Origin of the sequence: Arenimonas sp. (assembly GCF_044353605.1) — a bacterium.
Classification (GTDB): Bacteria; Pseudomonadota; Gammaproteobacteria; order Xanthomonadales; family Xanthomonadaceae; genus Arenimonas.
In genome coordinates this window covers 64727-78765 of the sequence record NZ_JBILBO010000006.1, presented here as the reverse complement: position 1 = coordinate 78765, position 14039 = coordinate 64727, and the positions used below count along the sequence as shown (strand labels likewise).

The 14039-nt window shown below is 57.2% G+C and carries 13 protein-coding genes and 2 tRNA genes; 7 read left to right on the top strand and 8 right to left on the bottom strand.

Annotated features, from left to right (window positions below; genetic code table 11):
- Nucleotides 1-56: 56 nt before the first annotated feature.
- A complete protein-coding gene (locus ACIQ1A_RS05465; protein ID WP_395770055.1) occupies nucleotides 57-722 on the top strand; it encodes an NAD(P)H-binding protein in 666 nt (221 codons plus the stop codon).
- On the opposite strand, the gene ACIQ1A_RS05460 is transcribed toward ACIQ1A_RS05465, so the two are convergent.
- Nucleotides 701-1372: a M15 family metallopeptidase gene (locus tag ACIQ1A_RS05460; RefSeq protein WP_395770054.1), complete on the bottom strand. Its 672-nt coding sequence runs from the start codon at nucleotides 1370-1372 to the stop codon at nucleotides 701-703. The genes ACIQ1A_RS05465 and ACIQ1A_RS05460 overlap by 22 nt on opposite strands.
- A 76-nt stretch (nucleotides 1373-1448) precedes the next feature.
- Between ACIQ1A_RS05460 and ACIQ1A_RS05455 the strand changes: the two genes are divergently transcribed.
- From ACIQ1A_RS05455 to ACIQ1A_RS05435, 5 genes are read left to right on the top strand one after another with little or no spacing between them, the layout of a single operon-like run.
- On the top strand, nucleotides 1449-2609 hold the full coding sequence (locus tag ACIQ1A_RS05455; RefSeq protein WP_395770053.1) for a DUF819 domain-containing protein: 1161 nt from the start codon (nucleotides 1449-1451) through the stop codon (nucleotides 2607-2609).
- Nucleotides 2609-4006: an SH3 domain-containing protein gene (locus ACIQ1A_RS05450; protein WP_395770052.1), complete on the top strand. Its 1398-nt coding sequence runs from the start codon at nucleotides 2609-2611 to the stop codon at nucleotides 4004-4006. Before ACIQ1A_RS05455 ends, ACIQ1A_RS05450 begins: the two co-directional genes overlap by 1 nt.
- Nucleotides 4007-4008: 2 nt before the next feature.
- Nucleotides 4009-5106: a dipeptide epimerase gene (locus ACIQ1A_RS05445; protein ID WP_395770051.1), complete on the top strand. Its 1098-nt coding sequence runs from the start codon at nucleotides 4009-4011 to the stop codon at nucleotides 5104-5106.
- On the top strand, nucleotides 5106-5864 hold the full coding sequence (locus ACIQ1A_RS05440) for a L,D-transpeptidase (RefSeq protein WP_395770050.1): 759 nt from the start codon (nucleotides 5106-5108) through the stop codon (nucleotides 5862-5864). The genes ACIQ1A_RS05445 and ACIQ1A_RS05440 overlap by 1 nt, the downstream gene beginning before the upstream one ends.
- A gap of 2 nt (nucleotides 5865-5866) precedes the next feature.
- On the top strand, nucleotides 5867-7114 hold the full coding sequence (locus ACIQ1A_RS05435) for a dicarboxylate/amino acid:cation symporter (protein WP_395770049.1): 1248 nt from the start codon (nucleotides 5867-5869) through the stop codon (nucleotides 7112-7114).
- Here ACIQ1A_RS05435 and ACIQ1A_RS05430 read toward each other — a convergent pair.
- The 7 genes from ACIQ1A_RS05430 to ACIQ1A_RS05400 form a co-directional block, all read right to left on the bottom strand.
- Complete coding sequence (locus ACIQ1A_RS05430; protein ID WP_395770115.1) at nucleotides 7084-7320, bottom strand: diguanylate cyclase domain-containing protein; 237 nt, start codon at nucleotides 7318-7320, stop codon at nucleotides 7084-7086. The genes ACIQ1A_RS05435 and ACIQ1A_RS05430 overlap by 31 nt on opposite strands.
- On the bottom strand, nucleotides 7317-8618 hold the full coding sequence (locus ACIQ1A_RS05425; protein ID WP_395770048.1) for a PAS domain S-box protein: 1302 nt from the start codon (nucleotides 8616-8618) through the stop codon (nucleotides 7317-7319). The genes ACIQ1A_RS05430 and ACIQ1A_RS05425 overlap by 4 nt, the downstream gene beginning before the upstream one ends.
- Before the next feature lie 203 nt (nucleotides 8619-8821).
- Nucleotides 8822-9796: a DUF3298 domain-containing protein gene (locus ACIQ1A_RS05420; protein WP_395770114.1), complete on the bottom strand. Its 975-nt coding sequence runs from the start codon at nucleotides 9794-9796 to the stop codon at nucleotides 8822-8824.
- A 191-nt stretch (nucleotides 9797-9987) separates the two neighbouring features.
- A tRNA-Glu gene (locus tag ACIQ1A_RS05415) sits at nucleotides 9988-10063 on the bottom strand.
- Between the two features lie 24 nt (nucleotides 10064-10087).
- Nucleotides 10088-10163: transfer RNA gene (locus ACIQ1A_RS05410), tRNA-Ala, on the bottom strand.
- 67 nt (nucleotides 10164-10230) lie between these two features.
- A complete protein-coding gene (locus ACIQ1A_RS05405) occupies nucleotides 10231-10659 on the bottom strand; it encodes a DUF1249 domain-containing protein (RefSeq protein ID WP_395770047.1) in 429 nt (142 codons plus the stop codon).
- A 56-nt stretch (nucleotides 10660-10715) separates the two neighbouring features.
- Complete coding sequence (locus ACIQ1A_RS05400) at nucleotides 10716-11528, bottom strand: pyruvate, water dikinase regulatory protein (RefSeq protein ID WP_395770046.1); 813 nt, start codon at nucleotides 11526-11528, stop codon at nucleotides 10716-10718.
- A gap of 118 nt (nucleotides 11529-11646) precedes the next feature.
- Between ACIQ1A_RS05400 and ppsA the strand changes: the two genes are divergently transcribed.
- Nucleotides 11647-14022 (top strand): phosphoenolpyruvate synthase, encoded by a 2376-nt coding sequence (gene ppsA / locus ACIQ1A_RS05395; RefSeq protein WP_395770045.1) that lies wholly within the window; start codon nucleotides 11647-11649, stop codon nucleotides 14020-14022.
- The last annotated feature ends 17 nt before the right edge of the window (nucleotides 14023-14039 follow it).

Below are 14039 nucleotides of genomic sequence, written 5' to 3'. Positions count from 1 at the left end.
TATTATGTAAATAAAGATATAACACTGACCTGGCTCAGTTGGACTAACATCAAACCATGATGACTTCCCCCGCCTTACGCTTACTGATTCTCGGACCGACCGGCCTGGTCGGCAGCCAGGCCCTGCAGATGGCCTTGGATGAGCCAAAGTTTACTCAGGTGATCGCCCCGTCGCGGCGGCCATTACCGGCGCACACGAAATTACTGAATCCGATCACTGACTTTGCAGCACTGTCTGATGCCGACTGGTGGGCCGTTGATGTGGCCATCTGTACATTGGGGACGACGCTGAAGCAAGCCGGGAGCAAAACGGCCTTCAGTCAGGTGGATTTCGACTATGTCGTGGCCAGCGCCGGCTATCTGAAGGAAGCCGGTTGCCGCCATTTCATCGTGGTTTCATCTTTAGGTGCCGATCCGGAATCAGGCAGCTTTTACCTCAAAGTCAAAGGTGAAACCGAACAGGCGCTGCGCGCCCTGGGTTTTGACGCCTTGACGGTGCTCAGACCATCACTGCTGGACGGTGGTCCACGGCCCGACAAGCGGCCTGCTGAGGCTATCGGTTTATGGTTTGCTTCGCATTTGGGCGGTTTGATACCCAAGTCCTACCGCCCGGTTGCTGTCCGTGATGTTGCCCGCATTATGGTAAATTCAGCCCTTTCCGAGGCCCGTGGCGAACGGATTATTGAATCGGCGGCGATGCATCACTCCACCGGGAAATCATAAGCCACATCGGGCAATGGGCCGGCTTTCCAGGTGAAATGCCACCATTCCAGCGGGTAATTCGCGAACCCGTGTGAAGCCATGACATCAAGCAACTGTTGACGTGCCTGTTTTTGATCCGGGCTGACGCCCGCCCATTCGGTATTGGCCTGTATACCGAAAAAATCGAAAGGTGTGCCCATGTCTACTGGATTGCAATGCGTTTCGGGGCAATCCAGCAACCCGAGATCCACGGTAGCGCCCTTGCTGTGGCCCGACTTTTCGGCAATGTAATCCGGAACCAGCGTTGATTTAGCAAGGTCTGGATAATATCTTGCCTTGATCTGTGGATCATCGGGGGCCTTGGCCCAAGCCATGAATTCGGTAACGGCACGCTGCGGCCGATAACAATCGTAAATAATTAATCCGAAGCCCCTGCCCCGCAGCTCGGCCTCTGCTGCAGCCAATGCCTGTGCGGCAGGCTCATGTAAAAGACATTTTTCAGCCTGATATCCGGCGACCCGCTTTCCGGTAAAGTTGTTTTCCGTGGCGTATCGGATATCCAGTGTGATGGACGGCGCGTGATTCCGGACATCCACCAAGGGGCGGCTGGCTCCGTCTGCATTGGTCAAGACCAGTAAGTACAGCAAGAAAATGACAAGTGCGGTTTTCATCGGCGAGGCCTTGGGTGGATGGCTTTCTGATTATACTGTCAGCTGTGCACCATAAAACCGCTCACGAGGCGACCCGATGATCCAAAATGCCTGGGCCTATGTCGGTCTGCTTCTGATATGCGCCGGCCTGTTTCCATTTCTGGAAAAACGCATGGCATGGCGGATTTTCAGTGTCCTGCCGCCGATTGTTCTGACCTATCTGGCGGTTACCGCGCTGTCTGCAAGCGGTTTCTGGCAGGCCGGCCCCGAAATGACGGCAGCACGCAAACAGATTCTTGAATGGCTGCTGCCGGCATTGATGTTCCTGCTTCTGGTCAACTGCGACCTGAAAGCCATTCTTGCCCTCGGACCGCGTATCTTGCTGGGTTTCTTGTGTGCCACGCTCTCCATTCTCTTGGCTTTTCTCACGGTATACGCCCTGCTCCGGGCCTGGTTGCCGATGGACTCTTGGCAGGTACTGTCCTCCGTTTCCGGCGGATGGATCGGCGGTACCGCCAACATGGTGGCGGTATCCCAGGCTGTCGGCATCCGCCCGGAGTCCATGGCCAATGCTTTGATTACCGATGCGATCTGTTATGCCGTCTGGGTATTGATCCTTTTTGCCAGCGTGCCCTTGCAATCCCGTTTCAACCAATGGAACCGTTCAGTGGTCATGGCCGATCGCCTTGATGCACACCATCCAGGGCAAGTTGCGGGTTCTGAGCCGCTGGATAGCGGCCTTATCCTGCTGTGGCTCGGTCTTGGACTTGTAGTGGGCAACCTTGCCAAGAGCTTGGCTGCCCTAGTCCCGGCCTCTGAAGTGCTCAGTACCAGCTCTTGGACCATGTTGTTGGCCACGGCTTTGGGGTTGGCTGCTTCGTTCACCCCTTTGCGACGACTGGCAGGATCCATGGCGGTTTCCAACGCGTTGCTTGCCGTAGTCGTGGCCGCTTTGGCTTCCGGTGCCGATTTTTCCGGCATGAGCCAAGCACCCTTTTACCTCTTCTGCGGGTTCCTGGTTTTGGCGATTCACGCCCTTATGATGCTCGCGGCGGCCCGACTGTTTAAATTCGATCTGGCCCTGTGCGGTATCGCCTCCCTGGCCAATATCGGTGGCGTGGCTTCAGCACCATTGCTTGCAGCAACCTATGCGCCCGTTTTGGCGCCGGTCGGCGTACTGCTGGCCATGCTCGGTTATTTTCTTGGAACCGGTGGCGGCCTGCTATTGGCCCGGATTTTTCAAATGATGGGGGCCTGATGATGCTTATGCTGCGATCCATCCTTGCCGCCAGCCTGATGGTCATCACGCCATTAGCGCCGGGATACGAGCCGCCGGAGCCGGATTGGAATTCGGGTGGTATAAGCGCCGAAAAACAATCAAGTGCTTATTGGCTGCAGCGCATCCCGGATCCCGATACAGTGCTGTTGCAGAACGCAGCAATCGAAGAGAGCAATCGCCACCTGCTGGCCTCCGAGTCCGGCATGGCCGATTGGCAGGTTTGGCCGAAACAGGTGTCGCGCGATGTCATACGCCAAAAGATTGAGGCCTTGTCCAAACGACCGCAGGCGCCTCTGTTCAAAAATGCCAACCTGACCGTCTCTGCTGAAGAAATTGACGCCTGGATGGCCAATCTGGATCTCGACAACATCATGGATGCCGATGATCGGTTGTTTGGCATGGCGGTCAAACGCAGTCCACTGCGTCGATTCCCGAGCGAACAACGCGCCTTTGACCGCAAGGGTGGTATCGATATCGACCGTCTGCAGGAATCTGCCATTTTTCCCGGAACACCGGTCGCCGTGTTGCATGAATCTAAGGACCGACAATGGCTTTTCGTGCAATCGGAAAACTATGCCGCATGGGTGAAAGCAGATACCGTTGGCCTTGCGTCACGGCAATTCGTGGTGGCGCATGCCGCCAGACAGCCACGCCGATGGGTGACAGGAAGCCAAATCCGAACCGTATTCCATCCTTATGCCAAAGAGGTTTCCGAGCAGGTTCTGGATATGGGCAGCAGCCTTCCTGTTCGCACCGATTGGCCGCTGTCAAAACCCGTGAATGGCCAGGGAAGTCTGGGAGCGTGGATCGTGGATTATCCTTTGCGGCTCGACAATGGACGGTTGCATATCAAACCCGTATTGATTCCACGCAGCGCAGATACTTCCGACGCCCCGTTGCCGGCAACCCGAGGCAATCTGATCCGTCAAAGCTTTAAATTCATCGGCGAACGCTACGGATGGGGTCATGATTACAACGGCCGTGATTGCAGCGGTTTCGTATCCGAAGTGTACCGATCGCTTGGTATCCTGCTTCCGCGCAATACCGGAGAACAGCAGCGGACGACGAACTTCCATCGAATCGCATTCACTCCTCAGATGAGTCAAACGCAGCGCCTTGCCCAGCTCCGGCAGCTGCGCATCGGCGATCTGGTTTACATCCCCGGGCATGTGATGATGGTGATCGGCCAAGACAGCCAAGGCCCATGGGTCATTCATGACTCTCAGAATAGCGGCATTGTTCTGGCCAGCGGTTTCCATGCGCTGCCGACCAATGGCGTTGCGGTCACGCCCTTGCTGGCCATGGCTTTTGGACCCGGAAAGCCATATCTCGATGCCATCAGCGCCGTCCAGCGGATTTTCCCGGAAAGCCGCTGATTATGCGCATCCGCGGATTCAGAACCGGCATCCTCCGCATTCCCTTGCGGACGCCGTTCAAGACGGCGCTGCGCACTGTCGAGACCATAGAAGACGCAGTCATCTGCTTTGAAACCGATTGCGGTCATCTGGGCTACGGGGAAGCGCCGCCGACGGTAGCCATTACCGGCGACAGTCTGGAGGGAATTCTGGAGGCCTTGCAAACCATCCTCGGCCCGGCCTTGGTCGGGCGTGAAGTGGAGGATGTCTCCGGCAATTGCGGAATCGTCCAAAACGCCCTGCCAAAGAACACGAGCGCCAAGGCGGCGGCGGAGATTGCATTGTATGATCTCTATGCACAATCTCGCGCCCTTCCGCTCTATATGGCGCTTGGCGGCGGCACGCCGAGACTGTTGACCGATCTGACCATCAGTGTCAACGACATCCCGACGATGATTGCCGATTGCGAGAGCGCCATTGAACGCGGGTTCACCGCACTGAAAATAAAAGTCGGCAAGAGCCCAGAAACAGATGTTCCCCGTTTGCAAGCCATTCACAAGGCCGTGGCGGGCCGTGCCTTGCTTCGCATCGATGCCAATCAGGGCTGGACCGCCGATCAGACCATAGACACGCTCCGCATCCTGGATGCCGCCGGCTTGGATTTTGATCTCATCGAACAACCGGTTCCGGCAAGTGATTTAATCGGCATGCAGGCCATCAAAGCGGCGCGCTCGAGAATGCCGCTGATGGCGGATGAAAGCGCATTCAATCTGGATCAGGTCAAGGCGCTGCATGCGGCCTCTGCAGCCGACATCATCAATATCAAGCTGATGAAATCCGGCGGTCTGTCCAATGCAACAGCCATCGCCGATTACTGTGCCGGGCTGCACATGCCCTGCATGATGGGATGCATGCTCGAGGGGGCGATAAGCGCCTCGGCTGCAGCCCATCTTGCCGTTGCCAGGGGCGGCATCATCACCCGTGTCGATCTTGACGGCCCTCTGCTCGCCACGCTCGATCCGATTGACGGCAACGTGCGTTTCGATGATGCTGTCATTACGATTTCCGACCACCCCGGTCTGGGCATTCATTCGCCCGCCAACATCACCTGGTTCGATTGATGCGTAAAATCCTGCTGCCATGCCTTCTGATGCTCTGTTCGCCCGTCTCGGGTTCGGAATCCCTGCCACTGCAATGGGCGTCCGAAGGCACCCAGATGGTTATTGTCACCACATCGGATTGGCAGGCCCCTTCTGGCCGGCTGCAGACTTTCGAACGTCAGGACGGGCAATGGCGTTCCACTGGACAGGATTTTCCAGTAACCATCGGCAAGAACGGCACGGGATGGGGACTCGGCTTGCACGAACCGCAAGATGGCGGTCCAGTCAAAGTCGAAGGCGATGGCAAGGCCCCGGCAGGCATTTTTCGGATTGGCCTGGCTTTCGGTCAACCGGCATCTGTTGCAACCTCACTCACATACCAGGCGATGACCGCCGATGACTGGTGCATTGATGTGAATGATTCGCCGCTTTATAACCGTATCGTCTCTACCCGGGACATCGGCACGCAGGCCATTAAGGGCTCCACGGAACCGATGCGGCGTGACATTCACAACGGCGACCACGTCTATAAAAAAGGGTTTGTCATCGCGCATAATCCGGAAAACCGGCCGATGGGCGGCAGCTGTATATTCGCCCATCTCTGGCGCAGCACCGGTGCCGCAACCGCCGGCTGTACCGCAATGACCGAACCCGATATGGATCGGCTTCTGCTTTGGCTGAACCATAACAGAAATCCCGTATTCGTCCTGTTGCCTGAGAGCGAATACGTCCGCCTCAGAACGCAATGGCAACTTCCCGAACTGACCTCGAAGAATTGATCATGACCGCATCGACACGCGTTTTCCTCGGCCTGATTCTGGGCGTCATCACCGGCATTTTACTGAGCCGATTCGCACCCGATGCGGTGGCGCCGGCAACGGCGCTGGCGCAACCGGTTGGCAAGCTCTGGCTGAATGCGCTGCAGATGAGCATCGTGCCGCTCGTGGTTTCCCTCTTGGTGGTCGGCATCAACCAGGCCAATGACATCGCCACCTCCGGACGAATCGCACGCAAGGCACTGATCTGGATCGTCAGTCTGCTGTTCCTGGCTGGCTTGGCCACCGCAATCGCGGCGCCTTTCCTGCTCGGCTTCATGGCCCATAACCCCGAGCTGATGGACGCACTCAAATCAGCAGCCAGCCCTGCCCTGCCGCCACCGACCGGTGACTGGACCACCACCATCATTCCGACCAATGTTTTGGCGGCAGCCGTGGCGGGAGCCATCGTGCCCTTGGTGGCATTTACGTTGCTGTTTGCCTTTGCGCTTACCCGAATACAAGCGGAACGCCATGCCGCCATCGTCGGTTTCTTCCAGGGCATTGCCGATACCGTCATCCAGATGGTGCATTGGATTCTGTGGGTTGGCCCAGTCGGGGTGTTCGCTTTGATTCTGCCCATCAGTGCCCAGGCCGGCGGAAGCGTCATACAGGCGCTTGGCATCTACATCGGTATGCTCTGCGTCCTGTATCTGGGCATTACTGCCATCCTGTATGGCATTGCAGGCATCGGCAATGGTGAACCCTTGCAACGCTATGCCAGAGCGATTCTGCCGGCCCAAGTGGTGGCGATGAGCACACAATCCTCCGTGGCAACACTGCCTGCCATGGTTGAAAGTGCCGGAAAACTCGGGTATCCCGGCCAGGTCACCGGCTTGGTTCTGCCCTTGGCCGTATCCCTGTTCCGCATTACCAGTCCAATTCAGTATCTCGGCGTGGTCTCGTTCATCGCCTGGGCCTATGGCATTGAGCTGCCCTTGCTGACCGTGGCAATCTGCGTTGCCCTGTCGGTGGTGATTTCCATCGGATCGGTCGGACTGCCCGGGCAGGCCATTTTCATCGGCACCAATCTTCCAGTGGTTCAGGCAGCCGGTTTGCCGGTCGAGCCACTGGGCTTATTGGTTGCGGTCGATATGATTCCCGATATATTCGCCACACTGGGCAATGTCACTGCGGACCTGACCGTAAGCAGCAAGGTTGCGCGTTCAGAAAACGACAGTCTTCAGGCAGCGCGGCCCATCACCGGATCATAGATGCAATAACGGCCGCCGCCCGCGTTTTTTGCCTGATACATCGCGAAATCAGATTGGTTGAGTAACGCATCGGAACCGCTTGCATGATTCGGGAAAATAGCGACACCGATACTGGCGCTCATCGGAATCGGTTCAAAGCCATCCAGGATGAGTGGCTGACGCAAAGCCTCCTGTATCCGCTGGATGCTCGCATGGCAATCCGTCATATCCTGCAGATTGCTGAGCAGGAAAACAAACTCATCACCACCGAGCCGGGCCACCGATAGGGACGGACATTAGCCAGCATGCGCTGTGCAGCCGCCTTAAGCAGTATATCGCCAGCGTGATGGCCATGGCGGTCGTTGGTCGGTTTCAGGCCATCCAGGTCCACGCTGCAAACGGCCACGAGACTACCGGTACGGATACCGTAGGAAAGAGCCTGATCCAAGCGGTCTTCCAACAGACGCCTGTTGGGAAGACCGGTCAGCGCATCGTGATTGGCGATATTTTGTGCAGCCTGCAATTTGGCCTTGCTGTCCGTAACGTCCAGAAACATCCAGAACGAAACATCATCTTCATTCGGCAGCATCGCGCCGTTGACGCTGACCCAGATATCCTTGCCGCTCTCTAGATGCCTTACCTTGAGTTCATCACGGTAGACCCCCCTCGATTTGATCACCGGATAGGTCTCTTCACCCAGTTTGCGGTAAGTATCCTCATCGCTGAACAGCGCCTGCGTACTCTGGCCGGCGTAGTCCGCATCGGGCAATCCGAGTATGCGGATGAGTTCTTTGTTATGCCAAATGATTTTCCGCTTGTAGACTTTAACCATGCCGACCAGATTGTTATCAAGCATGATGTTTTGCAGCGCGATAGTATTCGAAAGCTCGCGTTCCGACTGTCTGAGCGCAGTGATGTCATGCCCGACATACTGTATTTCTTCCAAGTTGCTGTCGGCATCGAAGTGTGCGCGCACGAGAAATTCCGCCCAGCGCGGACTTCCCTCGGACGTCAGAATGCGGTCTTCTATCCTGACCGTCGGGTTCTGCGGAGAAAGCGTATCGAGCTTGTGGCGCACCTCAAGGAGACGGCTCTGCCACATGCCCGGAAACCAGATGCTGCCAATCAGTTCGGATGCGGTTTTATTGAAGTAGGTGCAGAACACCTCATTGACGTATATCAAGCGGCCATTGGGCGTGCAACGGCACACGAACTCGGTCTGATCCATGATCAGACGCAGATAGGCCTGCCGGTCGCGCTTTTCGCTGCGTCTGACAAGAATGTGAATCGACACCAGTAAAGCCGCCAGCAGCAGAAAAACGGTCACTCTCGGCATTGCCACGGACTTGTAGACGAATTCACCGTAAGGTGCACTCAGCCCCACATACCCAGCAGCCGTGACAAACAACACCATGAACAGCGTTGGATACAGCCCGGTCAGATACAGGCTGATGGCAACCGCCGGCAATGCATAAAGAAACGGAGCTTTTCCGTCGGGGCCACCGAATGCATAGGAAGCCGCCAATGCTGCAAGCCCAAGGATCGCCGCAGCGAGGTAACGCTGCGGGGGAGATTTGATTATTTTTTTCTTTTGGTGCGATGTGGGCATGCGCAAATAATAACAACACGGAAACGTGGAATATATAGTTAAAATTCCTGCCGGCCCTGAATAATGTGAATCGGCGCACAATGTACGAAGAATTCACAGTCAGGTCACACTTTTACGACTTACTTACTGGAAACGTCATTCCTGACCTGGGCGGTCAACCAGGGCATCAGCGTTGACCACGGCAGGCTCACGCTTGGCGCGCCGGCGGAATAAGGCGCGACCTCGTAGGGATTGAACGACAAAGTCAGTTTCTTGCTGTCGAATTGCCAATGCGCCGTATCAATGACCAGCTTCCTGAGGTCTTGGCGTTGTTCGATGTAATAGGAATCGGTAAGCTCTTTCTTCAGCTCCTTTTCAACGAGTGCCGTCAGGCCGTCCTGCCACTGGTTGCCCTGGAAGATATCGGCGGCAAGCATCGGTCGTGCTTTCGGAAGGTAGAAATGCTGCGTGCTATAGCTGCTGACGGGGTGCGCGGCGCCATGACCGTAGAAGTAGGAGGAAGTTCCGGTACTGAGCAGCATCGACAGGCTGCCGATGAACCGCCGACCGGTTTCGGAGTCTGAAGCGGCATCGACGGCCTTGCCGGAAGAAGCAATGTCCTTGCGCAGCCAGCGATCAATCAGCACTGCAAGATTTTTCTTTTCATGGGCAGCCTGCCCAAGATCGACTGCCGGGAAATAGGTGACGTTCTGGGCGTATTTGATCCATTCCACTTCGGCATCGGATTGACGGATGCCATACATACTGACCGGATACAGGACAATGTCTCCGGTAACGGAATCGGGGCCCTCGAACAGGGCGATCCGATCCTTGTAGCGGGCCGCTGCGCAGTTCTGTGCATCCTTGCTTTTCGGGTTCAGGGGCTCACCCTCTTCACGGCAGGAATTGGGCCAGAACACCAACCACTCCCTTTGGCTTCGGCGCACATCATTCTGTGCTTCGGGCGACAGGCGCTGCAACAGCGCCTTGTAGGATGTGGCCATGGATGAATCGAGGCGGCTCACTTCAGGACTGGCGCAGATGAGCTTTTCCTGCGGTCTGGTGGCCTTGACACAATCGAAACTTGCTGCCGGGACCGGGTCTGCGGCAAACATCAGAAGCAGAATCATGGCCTGAATTGCGAATAACCTGCCCATACCGTTTCCCCGCTTGATAGGAATGCAATGATACGATGCCAGCACGAATCCGTTCCGAATCCAAGGACAATTTCACAGAGAATTTACAGTTTTCGAACTCGGAATGCCGGGCAATAAAAAACCCGCCTTGCGGCGGGCTTTCTATTTTGTGGCGTCCCCACGGGGATTCGAACCCCGGTCGCTACCGTGAAAGGGTAATGTCCTAGGCCTCTAGACGATGGGGACAGCAGCCTATAAAAACGGTCACATTGGTGGAGCTAATCGGGATCGAACCGATGACCTCTTGCATGCCATGCAAGCGCTCTCCCAGCTGAGCTATAGCCCCACGTGCTGTGAGAAGTGAAATTATAGGGAGGTTTTCAGGGAGCGTCAAGCCTGTCGCGGAAAAAACATTAATTTCCGGTGAACGCCGCAGGTATCGGCTCCGCCTGCCAGCTGGAGCGACCATGCTTCTGCTGCTTGAGGTAAAGCAGCCATTTGTTGAGAAACCCGTTCATGCGCAGTCGGTGGGAAACCATCTGGGCCGGGGTCGGATGGATGCCCAGCACGTCCTGCCAGCGCCGGCCGATGTAGCAATGGCTGACCTCGGCCTGGGCGGAATCGAGGTAAATCCGGATCATCGCGGAAGGGTCAAGCGCGCCGGTCCGGTCATCGCGCAGGGTGTAGCTGAGCTTGAGTTCAAGGGTGTAGTTGTGACGCGCCAACACTTCCAGCCGTAGCAACAGTCCGTCCTGCCCTTCCGAATAGAAGACCCCGGGAGATAGGGCATCAAAATCCGTCAAATCCTGCAGGCGCCGGAAATTATCGGCATACAAATCCATCAACCAGGTGAATCGGTTGAGTCTGTCGAAAAGCCCGGGGACCCCAGGTGCCTGCATCAGTACAACTGGTTCTGAATGCCCAATTGCGCGAGGATTTTGCTGGAAATTTCCTCAATCGACATATTGGTTGTGGACAAATGCGGCAATCGAATGCTCCGGAACAGGGTTTCGGCCCGTTTGACCTCTTGCTGACATTGGACCAGGGTGGCGTATTTCGATCCCGGCTTGCGCTCTTGGCGGATCTGCTGGAGGCGGTCCGGATCGATGGTCAGACCGAATAGTTTCTGGCGGAAAGGCTGCAATCGCTTTGGCAAGCCTTCGCCCTCGAGATCTTCCTCGGTCAGCGGGTAGTTGGCGGCTTTTACGCCGTAATGCAGTGCCATGTAAAGGCATGTCGGTGTTTTACCCGATCGCGAGACACCCACCAGAATCAGATCGGCATTGGCATAGTTATAACTGATACCGTCATCGTGGGTGAGTGCGAAGTTTGTGGCATTGATGCGTTCCTCATAGGCCTTGTAATCCACCAAGGCATGCGCGCCACCGACCCGCGGTGTGCGCCCCACTCCAAGCTCGCGCTCGAGTGGATGCACGAACGGTCCGATGACATCCATCATCAACGCACCGGTGTCGGCGATGACCGCCCCTGCGGCGGGATCGACCAGGCTGGTGAACACCAGCGCACGGTGACCGCTCCGTTCCTGCTCGGCCTCAATGACCGCGGCGGCATGCATGGCCTTGTCCATGCTGTCAACAAAGGGAATGCGCTTTGCGCTGTACTGCACGCCCTGGAACTGCGCCAGCACACTGTGACCAATGGTCTCTGTGGTAATGCCGGTACCGTCCGACACGTAGAAAACGGGGCGCATGACTTATCCTCGCGGTTGCATGCCCTATTGTGCCCCATTTGCGGCTGCCGGAAAATGCGCGATGTGCGTCGGGCAATCGGCTATAATATGCGCAGTGATTTCGCCCAGGAGATGCGCTTTGACCCCCCCGGTACTTTGGCTCGACCACCTCCGTCTTTCCGACCTGGCGCAAGTCGGCGGCAAAAACTCCTCCCTCGGCGAGATGATCGGCCACCTCGGCCAGCTCGGCGTCTCGGTTCCCGGCGGCTTCGCCACTAGCGCCGACGCCTTTGAAGAATTCATCCGCTTCAATACCCTCACCCAACGCATCTATGACCGGCTGGACAGGCTGGATATCGATGATGTCGGCACCCTGATGGATGTCGGTCGTGAAATCCGCCAATGGGTCATGGATGCCCCGCTGCAGCCGACACTCGATGCCGCTATCCGTGAAGCCTATGCCGAACTGTGCAAGCGCGCCGGCGCCGACGAAGTCTCGGTCGCCGTCCGCTCATCCGCCACGGCCGAAGACCTGCCGGATGCCAGCTTTGCCGGTCAGCAGGAAACCTATCTGAATGTCACCGGCGTGGAAGATGTGGTTGCCAAAGTCAAAGAGGTGTTTGCCTCGCTCTACAACGACCGCGCCATTGCTTACCGCGTGCATCATGGCTTCAAGCATGAGGATGTCTTCCTCTCGGCCGGCGTGCAATTGATGGTACGTTCCGATATCGGATCCTCCGGCGTGCTGTTCACCCTCGACACCGAGTCAGGCTTCCGCGATGCTGTATTCATCACCGCCAGTTACGGTCTTGGCGAAAACGTCGTGCAGGGCGCGGTCAATCCTGACGAATTTTACGTCTACAAGCCGACGCTGCGCCAAGGCAAGCATGCCATCCTGCGCCGTACGCTCGGCAGCAAGCAGATCCGCATGGTCTATTCGGATGTTGCCGGTGAGCGGGTCCGTAATGAGCCGACCCCGGAGGAGCTTCGCAGCCGTTTCTGCATCACTGACGCCGATATCGAGGAACTGGCGCGCCAGGCGCTGGTGATCGAGGAGCACTACCAACGCCCGATGGACATCGAATGGGCCAAAGACGGCGTGACCGGAAAGCTTTACATCGTCCAGGCCCGCCCGGAAACCGTGAAATCGCGCGGCAAACATGCTCAGATCGAACGCTTCCATCTCAGTGGCAAAAGCGAGGTGCTGGTCGAGGGCCGGTCCATCGGCCATAAGATCGGTGCCGGCGCCGCCCGCGTCATCCGCAGTATTGCCGAGATGGATAAACTGCAACCCGGCGATGTACTGGTCGCCGACATGACCGACCCGGACTGGGAACCGATCATGAAACGGGCTTCCGCGATCGTCACCAACCGTGGCGGCCGAACCTGCCATGCCGCCATCATCGCCCGTGAACTCGGTGTTCCGGCCGTGGTTGGCTGCGGCGATGCCATGGACCGTATCCCCGACGGTGCCGCGGTCACCGTCAGCTGCGCCGAAGGCGATACCGGTTTCATCTATGACGGCATCCTGCCGTTTGAGCGTATTGTCACCGATCTCGACAACATGCCGCCCGCGCCATTGAAGATCATGATGAACGTCGGTAATCCGGAGCGGGCCTTCGATTTCGCCCAGCTGCCGAACCAGGGTATTGGTCTGGCCCGGTTGGAATTCATCATCGCCCGCCAGATCGGCGTGCATCCGAAAGCCCTGTTGGATTTTAATAACCAACCGGAATCGGTCAAAGCCCAGATCCGTCCGCTGATGGCCGGCTATGCCGATCCGGTGTCGTTCTATGTCGAGCGCCTGGCCGAAGGCATTGCCACGCTCTCGGCCGCCTTCGCACCGGAAACGGTGATTGTGCGCCTGTCCGATTTCAAATCGAATGAGTACGCCAATCTCATCGGTGGCGAACAGTACGAGCCGCACGAAGAAAATCCGATGATCGGCTTCCGCGGCGCCTCGCGTTATATCGACCCGAGCTTCAGCGACTGTTTCGCTCTGGAATGCCGCGCAGTCAAGAAAGTCCGTGAAGAGATGGGGCTGACCAACTGCTGGATCATGATTCCGTTCGTTCGCACCCTTGAGGAGGGTCGAAAGGTCATCGAAATCCTCGAGGCCAATGGGCTGAAGCGCGGCGTAAATGGCTTGAAAGTCATCATGATGTGCGAGGTGCCGTCCAATGCCCTGCTGGCCGACGAATTCCTCGATATTTTCGACGGCTTCTCGATCGGATCCAATGACCTGACCCAGTTGACCCTGGGCCTGGACCGCGACTCCGGCATCGTGGCGCACCTGTTCGACGAGCGCAATCCGGCGGTCAAGAAGCTGTTGTCCCTTGCCATCGAAGCGGCGCGGCGCAAGGGCAAGTACATCGGCATCTGCGGCCAAGGCCCCTCGGATCACCCGGATCTGGCCGATTGGCTGCTGCAACAGGGTATCGAGTCGGTCTCGCTGAATCCGGATACCGTCATCGACACCTGGCTGCGTCTGGCAAAACTGAAAGCCGGCGGCTAAGCGGCCGGCAAGCCGAG